The sequence below is a fragment of the Shewanella sp. SM23 genome (assembly GCF_025654295.1).
In the GTDB taxonomy this organism is placed as follows: domain Bacteria; phylum Pseudomonadota; class Gammaproteobacteria; order Enterobacterales; family Shewanellaceae; genus Shewanella; species Shewanella oncorhynchi.
This window is the reverse complement of sequence record NZ_JAKKRM010000005.1, coordinates 140,984-159,524: the sequence shown is the minus strand read 5'-3', so window position 1 is coordinate 159,524 and position 18,541 is coordinate 140,984. Positions and strand designations below refer to the sequence as shown.

The window sequence follows — 18,541 nt, the reverse complement described above, 5'->3', positions numbered from 1 at the left end:
ATATTAATTAAATGCTTAACGAGAGCATAACGATGCTTAAAAATACGCTTGTGTCGCTTGTAACACCTTGAGCATATCCACAGTTTCAGTAACATCATGCACACGAATGATATGAGCGCCCTTTTGGGCCGCTATCATAGCGCCAGCAAGGCTCCCAGCAAGACGTTCTGAGGTCGGTTTTGCTAAGAGGTTTCCTATCATGCTCTTACGAGACAATCCTATCAATATCGGTAAATCAAACTGGGCAAAACAGTCGAGCTTCGCCAGTAATTCATAGTTATGCTCTAAGCTTTTACCAAAACCAAATCCCGGATCGAGTATTAATAATTCACGGGGGATCCCTGCTCGCAAGCAAGCTTCAATCCGCTCAGTTAAAAAGGCAGAAACTTCTTCAATAACATTATGGTAAGTCGGTGCAAATTGCATGCTTTTGGGTTCACCTTGCATATGCATTAAGCATATGGGGACTTGCAACTCTGCAGCAGCTTCAAGCGCACCGGGTTCCATCAGGGCGCGCACATCGTTAATCAAATGCGCGCCCGCAGCAACAGCTTGACGCATGACTTCAGGCTTACTGGTATCAACCGAAATCCACACATCATGGTGCGCCGCAACATATTTCACTAACGGGATCACCCGCGCAAGTTCATCGGCTAAGCTCACCTCGGCAGCGCCAGGTCTTGTCGACTCACCGCCAATGTCTATCATTCCCGCGCCTTGAGCCACCATGTCATCTGCATGCTGACAGGCAAGCTCATAGGAAGAATATTGACCACCGTCGGAAAAAGAATCGGGAGTGACATTAAGAATCCCCATCACAATGGGTGAAGATAACGCGAGGCGTTTAGTGCCAGCAATCAGTTCAAACACGCATTTACTCCTGTAATACGAACACTTACGATTTTACTCACTGGCATAACTTGCGTCATTAATTTCAAGCCTTCATTTTCTATCCGAAATGACTAACTGTCAGAAGATAAATATCAATGGTGGCAGAGAGTATCAATGACAGCGCAGTCAAATTGCTAACAAGGTAAAACAAGAAAACCCCTTTACGGGGTTTTCTTTGGTTTCACAACACATTACTTAGCTGGAGATTCATCAGGATCTTTCAGTTCTGGCTCAGCAGGTGCAGTCACACTGTCTTCAGCTTTCGCTGCTGGTTCACCATGACCATTGCCTTTATCGTTAGAACCATTGTCATCCACTTGCCAATCAGCAGGCTGACGCACTTCACGGCGTTTCATTAAATCGTCAATTTGAAGTGAATCAATGGTTTCATACTTCATTAAGGCTTCTTTCATTGAGTGCAGAATATCGAGGTTATCCGTCAATATCTGTCTCGCTCTCGCGTAGTTTTTGTCGATAAAGACTTTTACTTCAGCATCGATAATGGTTGCAGTTTCATCGGACATCGCTTTAGCTTTACCCATGCTGCGACCTAAGAAGACTTCACCATCTTCTTCTGCATACAGCAATGGACCTAACTTATCCGAGAAGCCCCACTGAGTCACCATGTTACGCGCAATAGATGTCGCGTATTTGATGTCCTGTGATGCGCCAGTCGACACTTTCTCAGTACCGTAAATAAGCTCTTCAGCTAAACGACCACCGTAGGCGACCGAAATTTGGCTTTCTAACTTACGACGGCTCTGGCTCACTGAGTCAGCTTCGGGTAAGAAGAAAGTGACACCCAGCGCACGGCCGCGAGGAATGATAGTCACCTTGTGCACAGGATCGTGCTCTGGCACTAAACAACCCACAATCGCATGGCCCGCTTCATGGTAAGCAGTCATTTCTTTTTCTGCTTCAGACATCACCATAGAGCGGCGCTCAGCACCCATCATGATTTTATCTTTTGCACGCTCAAATTCTTCCATGCCTACAACTCGGCGATTTCCGCGAGCCGCAAACAAGGCAGCTTCGTTCACTAAGTTAGCTAAATCAGCACCCGAGAAACCTGGCGTACCACGAGCAATCACACTCGCCTTCACATCTTCAGAAAGCGGCACTTTACGCATATGCACTTTCAAAATCTGCTCACGACCACGAACGTCTGGTAAACCAACGACCACTTGACGGTCAAAACGACCCGGACGAAGTAACGCAGAATCGAGTACGTCTGGACGGTTAGTTGCCGCGATAACAATAACGCCTTCATTACCTTCGAAGCCATCCATCTCAACCAGCATTTGGTTCAGTGTTTGCTCACGTTCATCATGACCACCACCTAAACCCGCGCCGCGTTGACGACCGACCGCATCGATTTCATCGATGAAGATAATACAAGGTGCCGACTTTTTCGCTTGTTCAAACATGTCACGCACACGGGATGCACCGACACCAACAAACATTTCCACGAAATCAGAACCTGAAATAGTGAAGAAAGGTACTTTAGATTCACCCGCAATGGCTTTCGCCAGCAAGGTTTTACCTGTACCTGGAGGACCCACCATCAGTACGCCCGTTGGAATTCGGCCGCCCAATTTTTGGAATTTAGTTGGGTCACGCAGGTAATCAACCAGCTCTTTCACTTCTTCTTTTGCTTCATCACAACCAGCAACATCGGCAAAAGTAGTTTTAATCTGATCTTCGCTCATCAGCTTGGCTTTGCTCTTACCAAAGGACATAGCGCCTTTGCCACCGCCGCCTTGCATCTGGCGCATGAAGAAAATCCATACCCCGATAAGCAATAACATCGGGAACCAAGAGATGAAGATTTGGGTAAGGAACCCTGACTCTTCGGCTTCTTGGCCCTTCATAGTGATGCCTTTACGATCAAGATCATTAATTAAATCTTGGTCATATAACGGCATGATAGTAGTGAATTTTTCACCAGTTCGTTTAGCACCTTCAATAGTACGTTGGTCGCTCTTAACTTCAACAGTTGCGACCTGTCCATCACGGACATTATCTAAGAAGGTAGAATAATCCATCTTCTGCGATGACGAAGAAGAGGGGGAGTAACCCTGAAACACTGACATCAGCACAACGGCGATGACAACCCAGAGTATTAGATTTTTTGCCATGTCACTCAAATTACTAGACCTCATTAAGTCTTGCGATTATTAACGCTAGGTTACTACAACTTGTACCCTGTCGCCACAAGATAGACTTCGCGGGAACGAGCCCGTGAAGAGTCTGGTTTACGTGTTTTAACGACTTTAAACACTGCTTTTACCGCTTTCATGTATTCGTCAAAGCCCTCCCCCTGAAAGACTTTTACCGCAAAACAGCCATTAGGAGCCAATACTTGATGGCACATATCTAACGCCAATTCCACTAAATACATGGCACGGGGTTGATCAACACTATCTGAACCACTCATGTTGGGTGCCATATCAGACAACACAACGTCAACTTTAGCATCACCGACGCGAGTAAGTAATGCTTGAAGGACTTTATCTTCACGAAAATCCCCTTGCAAAAAATCGACGCCGACGATGGGATCCATAGGCAAAATGTCACAGGCGATGACTTTACCTCTATCTCCCGCTAATTTAACTGCCACTTGAGACCAACCTCCCGGAGCGGCACCGAGATCAACCACAGTCATGCCTGGGCGAATTAGTTGATCCTTTTGCTGGATCTCCTCAAGCTTAAACGCAGCGCGAGATCGCAAGCCCATTTTTTGGGCTAGTTTGACATAGTGATCATCAAAGTGTTCTAGCATCCAGCGATTAGAACTGGCCGTACGTTTTATACCTGACATTTAAAATCCGCAACAATTGAGAGTTACACAAAGGCTATATAAGGGTAGAATAGCCGTTTTTCAACAGTAACTCAGCAAAAGTTGGTAGAAATGAACTTAACAACCAAACAAAAACAGCATTTAAAAGGTCTAGCGCATCCGCTAAAGCCAGTGGTGCTGCTTGGTGCCAATGGATTGACTGAAGGTGTACTCGCTGAAATTGAAAGCGCACTCGCTTATCATGAACTGATTAAAGTGAAAGTAGCCTCTGCCGACAGAGAGCTAAAAAATGCCATCGTTGATGCCATAGTACGTGAAACTCAATCCGCAAAAGTGCAACTTATTGGTCATATTCTGGTGATTTATCGTCAATCACCAGAAATGAAAATTGCTTTGCCAAAGGCAAAGTAATTTTTCTTGATTTTATCGTGTTAACAAAAAGGCCATTCAATCGAGTGGCCTTTTTGTTTTCGCTGTTAATTTAAGCGATTAGCATAGCCCTAAGGTGTTTCAGAAATCACTTGTTCCTTATAATGCTCAGGCGTTAAGCCTAATAACTCAGGCAATGAGGTACCAACCGAAATCGAAGAGAATGTGCCAGTTAATATACCGATAAACATTGCAATCGAAAATCCTTCCAGGGGCCCACCGCCCATGATCCACAGCGCACCGACCGTCATTAAGGTTGTTCCTGAGGTCACCATAGTGCGAGAAAACGTCGCCACAATTGCTTGGTTGTTAATGTCTTGAATAGCAAGCTTTGGCTTAGCAATCAATAATTCACGAATACGGTCAGCGATAATGATCGAATCGTTTAAGGAATAACCTAAAATCGCCAGCACAGCCGCAAGTATCGTTAAATTAAACTCCATCTGAGTCAAGGCGAAAAATGCCAGCACGAACACTACGTCATGCACTAAAGCGAATAGGGCACCCGATGCGAGTCGCCATTCGAAGCGATAACTTAAATAACCTAATATCGCCAGCATAGCGACTAACAGCGCCAAACCGCCCTGCTCTGCCAATTCTTGACCAATCTGCGGCCCGACAACACTGCTGTTAAGCACTTGCACTTCAGAGTTAAGCGGCGCTAATACCTGCTGAATATCGATATTACCTTGCTCTGTATCGGCATTCTTTATATCGGAATAGCGCAACACCCAACGTCCCGGCTCACTGGCGGAGACTACACTCACCTCTTGCTGATAAGCGACATTAAGTAAAGGTTGCAATTCACTGCTGGTAATTTTTCTATCGATCTGCACTTCGGTGACGACACCGCCAGTAAAATCTAAGCCCCAGTTAAAACCTTTCACGCCGATGATGGTTAATGACACTAGCATCAACAAAATTGAGATAGCACTCGAAACATAACGCCATTTAGTTAGATTAATATTTTTCATGATTATACCTTCACATGACGGCTAGCATCACGTCCATAAACTAAGTTGATCAAGGCCCTTGAAGCAAAGATACCGGTAAACATGCTGGTCAATAGACCTAGACCTAAGGTCAAGGCAAAACCTTGGATTGGACCATTACCTATGGAGTAAAGCACCACAGCAGTAATCATAGTGGTGAAGTTGGCGTCGAAAATAGTAGAAAACGCGCTATCAAACCCCGTATCAATTGCCAGCGCAAAACTGCGACCTTCCTTTAACTTGTCTTTTATTCGCTCGAAAATCAGTACGTTGGTATCAACCGCCATACCGACTGTTAACACCAAACCCGCAATCCCAGGTAAGGTCAACACAGCGCCAGGGATAAGCGCCAGTAAACCAAACAGGATCACCATATTGGAGATCAGCGCTATATTCGCCACCCAGCCGAGACGGCGATACCAAAGCGCCATAAACAGCAAGGTAATCCCCATCCCTAAACCAAGGGCCGCAAAACCGTTTTCAATGTTTTCAGCACCCAGCGTCGGGCCAATAGTGCGCTCTTCAACAATAGTCACTGGCGCCGTCATAGAGCCCGCTCGCAGTAACAGGGCTAATTGTTGTGCTTCTTGATAGGAGCCTGCACCCGTAATGCGAAAACGATCTCCAAGTTGGGATTGAATAGTCGCAACACTGATAATCTCTTGTGTTTGCTTTGCCTTACCTTGCTCATCACGGCTGTATTCACTGTAAGACGTCGCCATAGGTTTGCCGATATTGGTACGGGAAAACTCAGACATTTTCTGCCCGCCCACACGGTCAAGGTTAATGTTCACCTCCGCCATGCCCATCTCGCCTAAACTCGCCCTCGCATCGACAATATGATCGCCACCCAGCACTGGTGTGCGGCTCACATAAATAGGCTTACCAGACTTGTCATTGAGTACCATAGCATTAACGGAGCCAGACTCTTTAACCTCGAAAAAGGCCAAACTCGCCGTAGCACCGATAACATTCTTGGCAGCGGCAGGATCTTGGACTCCAGGCAATTCAATCCGAATTCGATGCTCCCCTTGACGCTGCACTAAAGCTTCAGTGATACCGAGTTCTTCAATACGGCTGCGCATCACTTGTAAGTTTTGCTGCACTGTCAAATTACGCAGTTTCGTTTGCTCTTCTTGGCTCAACTTAATCAGTAAACCCGCGCCATCTGCATTGGATAGCTGCCAATTAGGATAGGACTCTTTCATCATTTGACGCACGGCAGCACGGGCATCATTATCGGGCAACGTCATGTTTAACTGATGACTTTGGTCCAAATGCACGCTGGCACCACGAATTTTCTGCTCACGGATGAATTGACGTAGCGAATCAACAAGCGTCTCGGCCTGAGTTTGATAAACAGGATCAATATCAACATCGAGTAAGAACTGTACGCCACCGCGCAAGTCGAGCCCGAGTTTAATCGGCTGAAAGCCTAAGTTTTGTAACCAACTTGGCGCCGCACTGGCAAGGGATAAAGTCAATTCTTTTGGCTCTGCGACCATAGAAGAGACTAAAGTTTTGACTAAGGTTTGTTGGTTATCCGCATCGAGGACAATTAAGGTTTCACCATTTTTTTGGTCGATACGTTTGACCGTCACGCCTTCAGCTTGCAGCTTATCTCGAAGGGCAATAGGTGTGAGCGTTAAACCCGCCTTCGCGCCCACCTGCACCGCCGCATCCTCACCGTAAAATGTCGGCAAGGCACTGAATAGCATCACGATAATAGTGACGATAAGCACTAAGTATTTCCAAGCTGAATAGTGATTTAGCAGCCGTTGATTGGGTTTTCTTTCCATGGGATTAACTCGCTATTTAACGCTCAGCATTTGAATCAAATCGCTAAGCAAACATATTGATATCAGTCCGAAACACGTAATTGAGTACCAGCGGCTAAGCTCGTAAGGCTCAAATCATCACTGCTTACTTAAGCAGCTATAAAAAGTTTCGGTGAGTACAAAAAGGCAACAGCATGAAAAATCGATAAGAGTAGGCTCCTATCAACGTCATGCCTAAATAGGCGAGCTAAGCGGCTTGTTGGCTAAATCGATATTGAAGATTTGAGACTTTCCAACCCGAAATTCGGGCGGGGGAAGAAACAGCAGAAAGCGTCCAATCTGATGTGATATCAAGATCAGTGGGTTCAACGACATTGGATGTCGGTTCGGCAGTAAAGTCTACAGCGAGTACATATACTGGCTTGACCTCACGCACATCGTGCTGGGCAAGACTGATAAATCGCGGCGAATTTATCGGGGCAAAATCTAAGTCATCTGAATGACTCACATAGCCAGAACTCGGACAAGGTGCTGGCTGTGATTCTAATTCTGAATTGACTAGATCGGTATCATGACTATTCGGTGAGCCGCAGCTTTCAACAGTTTGCGCATCAGACTGTGTATTAAATTGGGCATTGAGCTGTGCATTGTCTTGGGCGATAACATCGGCATCGGGTAAGCTTTGAGGCTCAGCGCTTCGCTTTGTATGGGGAGTCGAGCTATCAAGACTCACAGTATGCATCTGAGCATAATGGCGAGTTGCATCACTGCGCTGTACTGAGGGTTTTGGCGCATAGCTAGCCGAGTGCGCAATCAACATGATCGCCACGCAAACTAACATCAATCCTGTACGCCAATGTTTGACCAAAGCGTGCCCTCTTATAAAACGTTATCAAACTAAGGATGAACCAATTCACTGTTCGCTTTTGATGCTTAACTGTGGGTCCATAAAGTGAAACTCGCGCAAAAACACAACATACACATTTCGCCAATGTTGATTTTGCTTAGGATGGCAGCTTAGGTAAAAACCTATAAAGAGACAAATTAAACTTTGTCCATCTTACCCCGAATTCAACGCTGAAGCGCGATCGATATCCTTGGCTAAAGCCCTAAACTCAAGCCGTAAACAAACTTAATTCGCGGATAACAAAAAACCGCCCTAGGACGGTTTTAGCGATATCGCATGAGTCACGCTCACAACACTACAAGCAAAGTATTATAAGCAGATTATAAATACTGTACTGAGATGATTTCGTAATCTGTCATACCACCTGGCGTAGTAATAGACACTTCATCACCTTCATTTTTGCCGACTAAACCGCGGGCTATTGGTGAATTCACTGAAATCAGGTTTTCTTTAATATTCGCTTCGTCATCGCCGACTATGCGATAAGTCACTTCAACATCGGTATCGAGATTTAAAATAGTCACAGTGGCGCCAAAAATGATACGACCGTTATTCACCATCTTAGTGACGTCGATAATTTGCGCGTTAGATAACTTACCCTCAATATCACGGATACGTGCTTCACAAATACCTTGTTCCTCACGAGCCGCATGGTATTCCGCGTTTTCTTTCAAGTCACCTAACTCTCTCGCTGAAGCAATTGCTTCAGTGATTTTAGGGCGACGGTCAAACTTGAGAATATCTAACTCTTTACGCAGCTGCTCTGCACCGACAACTGTCATAGGAACCTTAGTCATAACTTCTTTCGTCTCCTTTAAAACAAAAGCAACCCGTGCCAACGCTAAGGTCAACACAGTCAAATGAGGGTGGAATTGCGCTATTCTAATCGTTATGCGCTTTTGATGCACCAAGAACAATGCATTGACGCAGCTTACCCAACCTTAAGCAGAGTTACCAGTAATCAAATTCAAATCTGTATACCTAAGGAAATTTCGCACAAGTTTTAGCTCGAAATGGGGACAAAAATGCCCACCCGCCATTTAGACCGTGGGCATTAAGACTCAAAGCAAAAACCTCAAATAGAGGTTAACTCATTTATTCAAGCCCAGCCTCAAAAGTCAAAAAGATTTCACTAACCGTTTTATCAGCAAGGGATTTATCTGCATTAGGGCGCTCAATTGCCGCATGTAAGAGATAACGTCCTGCTGAAGGTAAGATCATTGAAATTTTACCGTCTTTATCTGAGGTAAATTCGATTTCCTCTGGTTTGTTTCGATATAAGCTACCGTCTTTCATAATGGCGACTTTAACGCCTTCAACGGGCTTACCATCGAAAACAAATTGCAGGGTAGCAGCTTCGTTCTCAACAATATCTGCAGGATGAGTCACAGGCACTAGTTCTAAATATTCCCCCTTAGGCTTTAACACTTCCTCAGTTGGCTTATTACGTGTGACATAGGTTTCAACCCGCGACACATTTAAAGAACTTTCAAGTTCATAGGCTCCCTTTGGCATAGCAGCAGTTGTGGCTTTTTTATCCATACGGCTGCGTACAACCCCTTCTTTTCCTTTAACTTTATATTGAGAAAAATAACGAGGTGAAACTTCTTTTTCAAACTTATAAGTGCCATCTTGCATCAGTTGTACATCAAACACCGACTTACGTCCGCCCGTGTAACTTGAGCTTGGAGACGTTGGTTTTCCATTTGGCTGTAGCACACGCACATCACTGGCACTAAAAGGTTTATCCATCATAAACACTTGATTGCTGGCAGACACATCTGAGGTAATCCACACAATTTCTTCACTTTCAGCCGAAACGTTGAAGTGGCTAGGTAAAATCCATCTGTCGTGGCTACTTGCCAATGGGCTAATACAAAGTGTGCCAAGTAATGCAATAAGACGTAATTTCATGCCTTTTCCTTAAGTTTAACGATTAATAGACGGGCTAAATATTTAATGGATTGACTCAACGAGCCATGCCGCTTAAGCGTATGTCGATAACGCCAGTTTCTGTCGTGGCGGGCAACTGCACAGAGAAATCTCCCGCAGCTAAATCGATATTTTGTCGTACAAGATCGCGACCACCGTGTTCACGCACCACTTCAATAAATACAGTGTAAGTGGCTGGTTCAAGCACTTTTCCCGCCTCATCTCTTAAATCCCAATCGATTTTGTAATGACCCGCGGGACGTGTCGCAGATGCTATTCCGTCAACAAAGCTCATATCTTCACGTCCGGCTTTACGCCACCAACGACGGATATCTTTCAACCATTTATGGCCTTCATCCCATACCCAAAGGCTTAAGGTTTTAACCGTTTGCCCCTTGGCATCCTCAACCCATACAGCCACATAAGGTCTGTGATATTGCCCTTCGGTAATTTCAGGCAAGGTTAAATCGACTGTCATTTTAGGCGTCGCAAACGCCACCGAACTGACAAACAAAGCACTCACCGCAATGGTGCGAATAAGATGACGCATACTCGGCCTACACTCCTTATGGAACAAAATAAACATACACAAGCCCGCAACTACTGCTGACGAGTACCATGTATAACAATGACTTTTTGAGGCGCTTGGTTTGAGGCAGCAACAAATAAGCCCCAGTGAGCGAAAATAAAATGATAAGCACAGCGCTGAGATCGAGTATCCAAGCCCAAGCTGTGCCTGTGTTACGGCCCTTATGCAAATCATTCACTACGGCAACGACACCGTAATCTAAGGTTTCGACATAGGCTTGCCCGTCGAGTAAGTCCAAAGTCAGACTCCGATAAGTACCAGGTCCTTTGCTGACTAAACTAATTTCATCTTCATCGATATCGGCACTCGCCATATCCATAGCCCATTCACTTTTCAACCAATGACCCGCAGCCAGACGCCATTGTGAGTCTTGGGCATTAACGGGTAACAAATAGGCTGGGATTGGCACTTGTTCCCGCTTAGGTTCCTGATCAGCTTGAGAAAACCAATTAGGATGATTTAACGTTATACCTGTCACCGCAAAAAACAGCATCAGCAACAATAAAGCCATAGACACATAAACATGAATAATGCGGGCAAAGGACAAAGATGACTTACTGACTCTTAATTTCAATGATGCACTCTCAAAAACAAACCAAAGAGAAATACCTCCAGAGTCTGCTTTCCCTATGCAGCTAAAGAGAGAAATGAGCTGCATTAAACTAATTTAATGCGCCGAGATTAAATGAGATCTATTATCAAACAGAACAAAGTTTACAAACTTTACATATTCAATACTGAAAAAGAAGTTAAAAAGTAAGAAGAAAAATAAGTGCTAAAAATAAAGCACTTAGGGGTAAATCTGTTTTTAGCACTCAAAAACCATTACCTTCGATTAAATTAGCAGCAAATAATCTATTGTATCACCTGTAAATACCTATAAAATTCATAAGGATAAAATTCAACATTTGGGCTAACTTTTTTCCTTAAAATTTACTTTGCCACCCTCTCGTTTACCTTATGCCAATCAGCTACAATCCGCCGCCGGCGACTTGCTGGTACTTCCAAGGAAATATCATCTTGAGTACATCTCTGCTCAAAAAAATGCGCTGCCTGCATATTGTGTGGCTCGCATTAATGCTCAACGCCTGCGTTGCACCACTATTATTAATGTCACCTCAAGGCCAGCTCATGTGGGCCTTGCTTAAACCCCTTGTCGGTTTAGACCCGAACGATGTCGGATTATTCGAACAACCGCTCATCAAGAACCGTATGCAGGAATTGCTGGGTAAAAATTACGATACCACCCTGTCCCTGCTCAAAACGGCCGACAAGATCCAACAGGAAGGTCCACTCATCTACTTAGTGTCAACTTACACCCCTGTCCCCGAAATGGCCGAAAAAGCGGGTCTTGTTTGGAACTCAGACACCAACCAAATGGCAGTCATGCTGATGAAAGGCGGCGCGCCCTTAGTGATTTCTGAGCAATTCAGTAATCAGGCAGAAAAACGGGTCCCAAGCTGGCCGAAGGAATTAGCCGACTATACTGATCCACAGAAGTTACAACAAAAAGCCTTAGAAGCGGGCGCAAATCAAGTACAGCAAAAGTTAGCAATACCTGATGCAGTCAAAGCCGTTGCAACAGGTGATGTTAAAGCGGCCCAAGGTGCCGTTATTGATAGTGCGGTCACAGAGAATGCCGTCATTAAGAATGCTGAAATGCCAATCAATATCACTGAAGCGGCTGCAAAAGTCGCCGTTCCAGCGGCTCCAGCAGAAATAAAATCGCCACCCGTTGCTCCTGAAGTCAAAAAGCAATAAAACGGATCACCACAGTGTCAGCTCAAAAGGCACTGTGGATTAACTTTGAAAATAGCTGAATTGCCACAACCAACGGGAATTATAGAGACAAGGGAAAGGCTGGACGGGCTAATTGAAGGGAAACTGAAAGCAAAATAACGCTAAGCTGAAAAGAGTTAAAAGTCAGAAAGCAAAAAGCCTGTCAGAAGACAGGCTTTTTAACTTTTTGGCTGGGGTACAAGGATTCGAACCTTGGGATGCCGAGATCAAAACCCGGTGCCTTACCACTTGGCGATACCCCAATAAACTGTGTTTAATCTTCTATCGAAGATTGCATTTTGATGGTACGGGAAGAGAGACTTGAACTCTCACACCTCGCGGCACCAGAACCTAAATCTGGCGTGTCTACCAATTTCACCATTCCCGCATCAAAATGTACCAAAATTGTCTATTCAACAGTTTTGGATTTTTCTCTGAAAAATCACTTTAACAGAGTTAAATATGGTAGCAATGGCGGGACTTGAACCTGCGACCCCAGCATTATGAGTGCTGTGCTCTAACCAGCTGAGCTACATTGCCAATGGCTGGGGTACAAGGATTCGAACCTTGGAATGCCGAGATCAAAACCCGGTGCCTTACCACTTGGCGATACCCCAATCAACTTGGAAACTGAGAAAAAATGGCTGGGGTACAAGGATTCGAACCTTGGAATGCCGAGATCAAAACCCGGTGCCTTACCACTTGGCGATACCCCAACTAACTCTGTTTCAAACATCCGCTATCGCCGATGTTTCTAAATTCATATATCTAAAAAATGGTACGGGAAGAGAGACTTGAACTCTCACACCTTGCGGCACCAGAACCTAAATCTGGCGTGTCTACCAATTTCACCATTCCCGCACAGCTTCATGTTTACATCGTGAAGAGATGCTAGCAATCAATGCTAGAGTAAAATCGTGATTCATTTTATATAAGAAATTTATCTTAAATAAAATGGTAGCAATGGCGGGACTTGAACCTGCGACCCCAGCATTATGAGTGCTGTGCTCTAACCAGCTGAGCTACATTGCCACATCGATATTACGCGCCCCTCTCAGCGAGGAACGGGGCGTATTATGCTTATTCGAGGTATCTAGGTCAACAGCTTTTTTTCGCTATTTCCCTTAGGTTAAGCTGTTCGGCTATTACTTCACCAAACTGAGCAACAGATGTGCTAAATAACACCTTGTTGCTCATACTTAGCTTAATTTATCGAGACTTACAGCGTGAATAAGCTTTGTTATACGTTAAACAGGAAATGCATCACATCGCCATCTTTAACAATATAGGTTTTACCTTCCACGCGTAACTTACCGGCTTCTTTCGCGCCAGCTTCACCTTTGTGGGCAATAAAGTCGTCAAATGCCATCACCTGGGCACGGATAAAACCGCGTTCAAAATCGGTATGGATAACGCCTGCCGCTTGCGGAGCACTCGCACCCACTGGCACAGTCCAAGCACGCACTTCTTTCACGCCTGCGGTGAAATAGGTTTGCAGATTCAGTAATTCATAACCTGCGCGGATCACACGATCTAAACCTGGTTCTTCGATACCCAGATCCGCCATAAACTCATCGCGCTCCTCGATTTCCATCTCGGCCAGTTCAGATTCAATCGCCGCACATACGGCAACAACGATAGCGTTTTCAGTGGCAGCAATGGCGCGAACGGCATCTAAGTGCGGGTTATTTTCAAAACCATCTTCCGCAACGTTAGCAATATACATGGTCGGTTTTAAGGTTAAGAAGTTCAAGTAAGCCACCGCTTCCAGCTCTTCTTTCGATAAATCCATAGAACGCAACATTTTAGCTTCGTCTAAAATGGGGCGCATTTTTTCTAATACTTCCACTTCAAACTTAGCGTCTTTATCACCACCTTTAGCACGTTTCTGCTGACGCTGAACCGCACGCTCTAAACTGTCTAAGTCAGCTAAGGCTAATTCAGTGTTGATGACTTCGATATCGCCAGCAGGGTCAACCTTGTTAGCAACGTGAACAATGTTGTCATCATCAAAACAACGTACTACATGACCAATAGCATCGGTTTCACGGATGTTAGCGAGGAACTTGTTACCTAAGCCTTCGCCTTTAGATGCGCCAGCCACAAGACCCGCAATATCCACGAATTCCATGGTGGTAGGTAACACACGTTGTGGATTCACAATCGCAGCTAACGCATCCAGACGTGGATCCGGCACAGGTACAACACCAGTGTTAGGTTCAATGGTACAAAACGGGAAGTTAGCCGCTTCGATGCCAGCCTTAGTTAACGCATTAAAAAGCGTTGATTTACCTACGTTAGGAAGACCAACAATGCCGCATTTAAAACCCATATGCTTACCTTTCTCTCGATTATTGGCTGACAAGTCACACTCATCAGCGAGGTTTAGTCGTCCTGCCCTATGGCAGCACATTACTGAATAATTAAATCACTTGAATCACTTAAGTCTCGCCAAAGGCAAAACCTACTCCGCTTTAAAGGAGTGTAATCTGTTCATGGCTTTCACCATGTCTTGTTTAAACAAAATTTCGGTAGAACGCACGGCTTCATCTATCGCCGCCTCGATAAGTTCTTGCTCTTTAGCAGGCGCTTTTCCCAGTACGTAACCACTCACTTGATTTTTATCACCGGGATGACCGATACCTAAGCGTAAACGGTAGAAGTTTTTATCGTTAGCCAGTTTAGCAATAATATCTTTCAGACCATTGTGGCCGCCATGACCGCCACCGAGCTTAAACTTAGCCACACCGGGCGGCAGATCGAGTTCATCGTGAGCGACCAGAATCTCTTCCGGCGTGATACGAAAAAAATTCGCCAAAGCGCCAACCGCTTTACCGCTTAAATTCATATAAGTCGTCGGGATCAATAAGCGGACATCTTTACCGTGCAATACGGCTCTGGCGGTCAAACCAAAATACTTACTATCGGCCACTAAAGTCACGCCGCAAATTCTCGCTAACTCAAGTACGTACCAAGCCCCCGCATTATGGCGAGTGTGTGCATATTCAGCACCTGGATTAGCCAGACCAACTATTAATTTTATTTCGCTCATGACACTCAATATCGTTATTTCGTCGATGACAGCCGCGCAAAGTGCCGACTGAACTGACCATACCAGCTAAAAACGCGGCATTTTAGCACTCAAACCCCAAGTCAACAAATGCCACGTCATCGCACAGGAGCAGAACACAAGGTCAGAACACAGAACAACAAAGCGTTAATTAAGCCCCATAGCATATTTAAGGACAGTCTTTTTGAGCGGGGAATTGATGTTTGCCAACTTTAACGCGCCATTACGCAGCAGCTTTAGCGGCAGAATATCGTTGCTAAAACCGGCGTAAAACAAATCCATTGCCGTCATCATCAGTTGGTTATCGCGATAACGTTTGCGCTGATATTGGGCAAGCACTTCATTCGACCACCAGATATTATCTTGGGCTAATGCATCCTTGATAACCGCTAAAAACGCTTCGACATCCTTAAACCCAAGATTCACCCCTTGGCCTGCGAGGGGATTAATGGTGTGAGCGGCATCACCTAAAATCACCACATTATGACTATAGTAGCGCTGGGCATGGCGACGAGTGAGGCCAAAACTGCCTTTATTCTCAACGGTAAAATCAGCGTCCAAACGCGCTGGAAAATGCACTCTTATCTGATCTGCAAGCTGTTTATTATTAAGCTGCATTAACTGCTTAATTCGATTGGCATCGTCGTACCACACCAGCGAAGCGTTATTGCCTGGTAAAGGTAATAATGAACGCGGTCCTTTGGGCGTAAACTGCTGCCAAGTCACATCCTGTTGCCCCTGTGCGGTGTTGATATTAATCAACATGGCCGATTGAGCGTAATCCCAACCCGAAATGCCAATTCCCGCCCATTGACGTACCTGCGAGTGAGCACCATCGGCGCCAACCAACAACTTAGCGGTCAGTTTACTATTTGACTGTAAGTGCACGCTCACACCGTCGCTATCGCGGGCAAATGCCACCACTTTATCGGGACAATATAAGGTGATGCCAGCTAATTGTGCCATCTGTTGCCACAGGGCAAGTTGGATTAAACGGTTTTCGACTATATGACCTAAATGGCTGGCACCAATTTGCGAACTGTGGAATTGGGTGATGCAGCCATCGAGCTCCCAAGTTTCTAAGCCCAAATAAGGCACATTACGCATCTTGAGCAATGAGTCCAAGGCGCCAAGACGTTCAAGCAGCGTTTCAGAAGCCACACTGATGGCCGAGACTCGCACATCTAATGGCTGTTCGGCTTGATAAGCCTCTGGCGCAAAAGATTCAATCACCGCCACTTGCAAACCCTGTTGGGCTAATCCAATTGCCGTCGCCGCACCAACCATGCCGCCGCCGACAAGAATGACATCGAACTCAGTGCCTTCAGCATGAGTAACGTTAGAATCTGTGGTGTCGGATATCATCTGTGCATGTGTATCTTCAATCTGGCTCATCCTACTTACCACCTTAGTTACGACCTTAGTTAGCACCTTTAAGCCCTTCTGTATTTCTGCTCAAGCGACTTTTCACAAACCCGCTCGATTATGCCTTATATCAAGATACCACGGAAATGTTGAGCGCATTTCGATTCGAAATCCGTGAAGACATAGGCATTCAAGCCCGAATAGTTTGCTGGAAATAACGAAAGCTCAGCATGTTAACAATATTAATCTTGCCCAAATGCAGCCGAACAATAAAAACCTAGCATTTGTGAGGGTATCGCCCTTGGCAAAAGCCAACAGCTAAAAGTGTGGACAAAGCTGGTCAGCAGCCGTAACAGCAGGTAAAATGTCGCGCTATTTTTATTGGTCATCTTAGGGCGACACAACTGATGAGTAAGAAACTCCATATCAAGACTTGGGGCTGTCAAATGAATGAGTATGACTCATCCAAGATGGCTGATCTGTTAGGCGAATACCAAGGTTATACCTTGACTGAAGAAGCGTCTGAGGCAGATATTCTCCTGCTCAACACTTGTTCTATCCGCGAAAAAGCGCAAGAAAAAGTGTTCCATCAGCTAGGACGCTGGAAGACGCTTAAAGATAAAAATCCTAATTTGATTATTGGCGTGGGCGGCTGCGTTGCCTCACAAGAAGGCAAAGCCATTAAAGACAGAGCCCAATGTGTCGACATTATTTTCGGACCACAAACCTTGCACCGTCTGCCCGAGATGATCGAGCAAGTGCGCCGTGGTGATAAAGCGGTTATCGATATCAGCTTCCCTGAAATCGAAAAATTCGACCGTCTGCCAGAGCCACGCGCCGAAGGCCCAACCGCGTTTGTGTCTATCATGGAAGGTTGCAGCAAATACTGCTCGTTCTGTGTTGTACCTTATACTCGCGGCGAAGAAGTCAGCCGTCCATCGGACGATATTATCCTTGAAATCGCCCAATTGGCGGAGCAAGGTGTGCGCGAAGTAAACTTGCTCGGCCAAAACGTGAATGCCTATCGCGGCGCAACTCACGATGGCGCAATTTGTACTTTTGCGGAATTACTGCGCTTCGTGGCAGCCATCGACGGTATCGACCGTATCCGCTTCACGACCAGTCACCCGATTGAATTTACACAAGATATCATCGACGTTTACGAAGATACCCCTGAGCTTGTAAGCTTCTTGCACTTACCAGTGCAATCGGGTTCTGACCGTATTCTCACAGCGATGAAACGCGGCCATATGGCGATTGAATATAAGTCAATCATCCGCCGCCTGCGTAAAGCCCGTGAAGGCATTCAAATCAGCTCGGACTTTATCATTGGCTTCCCTGGCGAAACCAAAGAAGACTTTGCCGATACCATGAAGTTGATTGAAGACATAGGTTTCGACCACAGCTTCAGCTTTATCTATAGCGCACGTCCGGGCACGCCAGCGGCAGATTTACCCGATAACGTCGATATGGAAGAGAAAAAACAACGTCTGGCGATTCTGCAAGACCGCATCACCCAGCAAGCCATGCGCTACAGCCGCCACATGATGGGCACAGTGCAACGTATTCTGGTTGAAGGACCATCGGTGAAAAATCCTATGGAACTGCGCGGCCGTACTGAGAACAACCGAGTCGTGAACTTCGAAGGTCAGCCAAAACACATTGGTACTTTCGTGGATGTCGAAATCGTCGACGTTTACACTAACTCACTGCGCGGTGTCTTTATCCGCGGCGAAGATGAAATGGATCTACGTCGTAGCCTGCGCCCGGCTGAAATTCTGGCCAAGCGCAAGCAAGATGATGAACTGGGTGTGACTCAATTTAAGCCATAAGCGTTAAATCGGCTTAAGCTTAAACAGTACCTATATAAAGAAGGGCGACTTAGTCGCCCTTTTGCTTTCACGCACTTTTGTTTAAGTCTACCGAGGCAATTGTTATTTTCCGTTAGCAATTATCGGCTATGGCTCGTAAACTAAAATTATCTTGCGATGGTTAACCAACCTCGTACC

At 45.5% G+C, this 18,541-nt stretch carries 16 protein-coding genes and 7 tRNA genes; 3 read left to right on the top strand and 20 right to left on the bottom strand.

From position 1 onward, the window contains the following. Window positions 1–36 precede the first annotated feature (36 nt). The 3 genes from folP to rlmE all read right to left on the bottom strand — a co-directional run bounded on the left by folP (window position 37) and on the right by rlmE (window position 3,712). Complete coding sequence (folP, locus tag L5L98_RS08805) at window positions 37–870, bottom strand: dihydropteroate synthase (RefSeq protein ID WP_028761455.1); 834 nt, start codon at window positions 868–870, stop codon at window positions 37–39. A 212-nt stretch (window positions 871–1,082) separates the two neighbouring features. Then, window positions 1,083–3,053 carry an ATP-dependent zinc metalloprotease FtsH gene (gene ftsH / locus L5L98_RS08800; protein ID WP_168822810.1) on the bottom strand — a complete coding sequence of 657 codons (1,971 nt, stop codon included), beginning with the start codon at window positions 3,051–3,053 and terminating at the stop codon, window positions 1,083–1,085. A 29-nt stretch (window positions 3,054–3,082) separates the two neighbouring features. After that, on the bottom strand, window positions 3,083–3,712 hold the full coding sequence (gene rlmE / locus L5L98_RS08795) for a 23S rRNA (uridine(2552)-2'-O)-methyltransferase RlmE (protein ID WP_006082724.1): 630 nt from the start codon (window positions 3,710–3,712) through the stop codon (window positions 3,083–3,085). Window positions 3,713–3,802: 90 nt separating this feature from the next. On the opposite strand from rlmE, the gene yhbY reads away from it, so the two are divergent. Beyond that, window positions 3,803–4,102, top strand: coding sequence for a ribosome assembly RNA-binding protein YhbY (gene yhbY / locus L5L98_RS08790; protein ID WP_006082725.1), 300 nt, complete (start codon window positions 3,803–3,805; stop codon window positions 4,100–4,102). Between the two features lie 89 nt (window positions 4,103–4,191). Here yhbY and secF read toward each other — a convergent pair whose 3' ends face one another. The 7 genes from secF to L5L98_RS08755 all read right to left on the bottom strand — a co-directional run bounded on the left by secF (window position 4,192) and on the right by L5L98_RS08755 (window position 10,892). Continuing rightward, window positions 4,192–5,094 (bottom strand): protein translocase subunit SecF, encoded by a 903-nt coding sequence (secF, locus tag L5L98_RS08785; protein WP_263140100.1) that lies wholly within the window; start codon window positions 5,092–5,094, stop codon window positions 4,192–4,194. Between the two features lie 2 nt (window positions 5,095–5,096). Then, window positions 5,097–6,911 carry a protein translocase subunit SecD gene (secD, locus tag L5L98_RS08780; RefSeq protein ID WP_105251696.1) on the bottom strand — a complete coding sequence of 605 codons (1,815 nt, stop codon included), beginning with the start codon at window positions 6,909–6,911 and terminating at the stop codon, window positions 5,097–5,099. 226 nt (window positions 6,912–7,137) lie between these two features. Next, window positions 7,138–7,731 (bottom strand): hypothetical protein, encoded by a 594-nt coding sequence (locus tag L5L98_RS08775; RefSeq protein WP_263140302.1) that lies wholly within the window; start codon window positions 7,729–7,731, stop codon window positions 7,138–7,140. 386 nt (window positions 7,732–8,117) lie between these two features. Beyond that, a complete protein-coding gene (gene greA, locus L5L98_RS08770; RefSeq protein WP_028761461.1) occupies window positions 8,118–8,594 on the bottom strand; it encodes a transcription elongation factor GreA in 477 nt (158 codons plus the stop codon). A gap of 298 nt (window positions 8,595–8,892) precedes the next feature. Beyond that, complete coding sequence (locus L5L98_RS08765) at window positions 8,893–9,711, bottom strand: DUF4198 domain-containing protein (RefSeq protein WP_263140096.1); 819 nt, start codon at window positions 9,709–9,711, stop codon at window positions 8,893–8,895. Between the two features lie 55 nt (window positions 9,712–9,766). After that, window positions 9,767–10,279 (bottom strand): DUF2271 domain-containing protein, encoded by a 513-nt coding sequence (locus L5L98_RS08760; protein WP_263140095.1) that lies wholly within the window; start codon window positions 10,277–10,279, stop codon window positions 9,767–9,769. Window positions 10,280–10,295: 16 nt separating this feature from the next. Next, the gene (locus tag L5L98_RS08755; protein ID WP_212599331.1) at window positions 10,296–10,892 is read right to left on the bottom strand and encodes a PepSY-associated TM helix domain-containing protein; all 597 of its coding nucleotides are present in this window, start codon (window positions 10,890–10,892) and stop codon (window positions 10,296–10,298) included. 470 nt (window positions 10,893–11,362) lie between these two features. Here L5L98_RS08755 and L5L98_RS08750 point away from each other — a divergent pair, with 470 nt between their 5' ends. Then, window positions 11,363–12,079: a hypothetical protein gene (locus L5L98_RS08750; RefSeq protein ID WP_263140299.1), complete on the top strand. Its 717-nt coding sequence runs from the start codon at window positions 11,363–11,365 to the stop codon at window positions 12,077–12,079. A gap of 206 nt (window positions 12,080–12,285) precedes the next feature. Here L5L98_RS08750 and L5L98_RS08745 read toward each other — a convergent pair. The 10 genes from L5L98_RS08745 to L5L98_RS08700 all read right to left on the bottom strand — a co-directional run bounded on the left by L5L98_RS08745 (window position 12,286) and on the right by L5L98_RS08700 (window position 16,562). Further along, window positions 12,286–12,360: transfer RNA gene (locus L5L98_RS08745), tRNA-Gln, on the bottom strand. 40 nt (window positions 12,361–12,400) lie between these two features. Beyond that, window positions 12,401–12,485: transfer RNA gene (locus L5L98_RS08740), tRNA-Leu, on the bottom strand. 75 nt (window positions 12,486–12,560) lie between these two features. Further along, a tRNA-Met gene (locus L5L98_RS08735) sits at window positions 12,561–12,637 on the bottom strand. Between the two features lie 2 nt (window positions 12,638–12,639). Continuing rightward, window positions 12,640–12,714 (bottom strand) — tRNA-Gln (locus L5L98_RS08730). Window positions 12,715–12,738: 24 nt separating this feature from the next. Next, window positions 12,739–12,813: transfer RNA gene (locus L5L98_RS08725), tRNA-Gln, on the bottom strand. 60 nt (window positions 12,814–12,873) lie between these two features. After that, window positions 12,874–12,958: transfer RNA gene (locus L5L98_RS08720), tRNA-Leu, on the bottom strand. A gap of 94 nt (window positions 12,959–13,052) precedes the next feature. Continuing rightward, window positions 13,053–13,129: transfer RNA gene (locus L5L98_RS08715), tRNA-Met, on the bottom strand. A 208-nt stretch (window positions 13,130–13,337) separates the two neighbouring features. Next, on the bottom strand, window positions 13,338–14,429 hold the full coding sequence (gene ychF, locus L5L98_RS08710) for a redox-regulated ATPase YchF (RefSeq protein ID WP_028761466.1): 1,092 nt from the start codon (window positions 14,427–14,429) through the stop codon (window positions 13,338–13,340). Window positions 14,430–14,561: 132 nt separating this feature from the next. Continuing rightward, on the bottom strand, window positions 14,562–15,149 hold the full coding sequence (gene pth, locus L5L98_RS08705) for an aminoacyl-tRNA hydrolase (RefSeq protein WP_028761467.1): 588 nt from the start codon (window positions 15,147–15,149) through the stop codon (window positions 14,562–14,564). A gap of 165 nt (window positions 15,150–15,314) precedes the next feature. Beyond that, window positions 15,315–16,562: an FAD-dependent monooxygenase gene (locus tag L5L98_RS08700; protein WP_263140092.1), complete on the bottom strand. Its 1,248-nt coding sequence runs from the start codon at window positions 16,560–16,562 to the stop codon at window positions 15,315–15,317. A 377-nt stretch (window positions 16,563–16,939) separates the two neighbouring features. Between L5L98_RS08700 and miaB the strand changes: the two genes are divergently transcribed. Then, on the top strand, window positions 16,940–18,364 hold the full coding sequence (gene miaB, locus L5L98_RS08695) for a tRNA (N6-isopentenyl adenosine(37)-C2)-methylthiotransferase MiaB (RefSeq protein ID WP_006082739.1): 1,425 nt from the start codon (window positions 16,940–16,942) through the stop codon (window positions 18,362–18,364). Window positions 18,365–18,541: the final 177 nt, after the last annotated feature.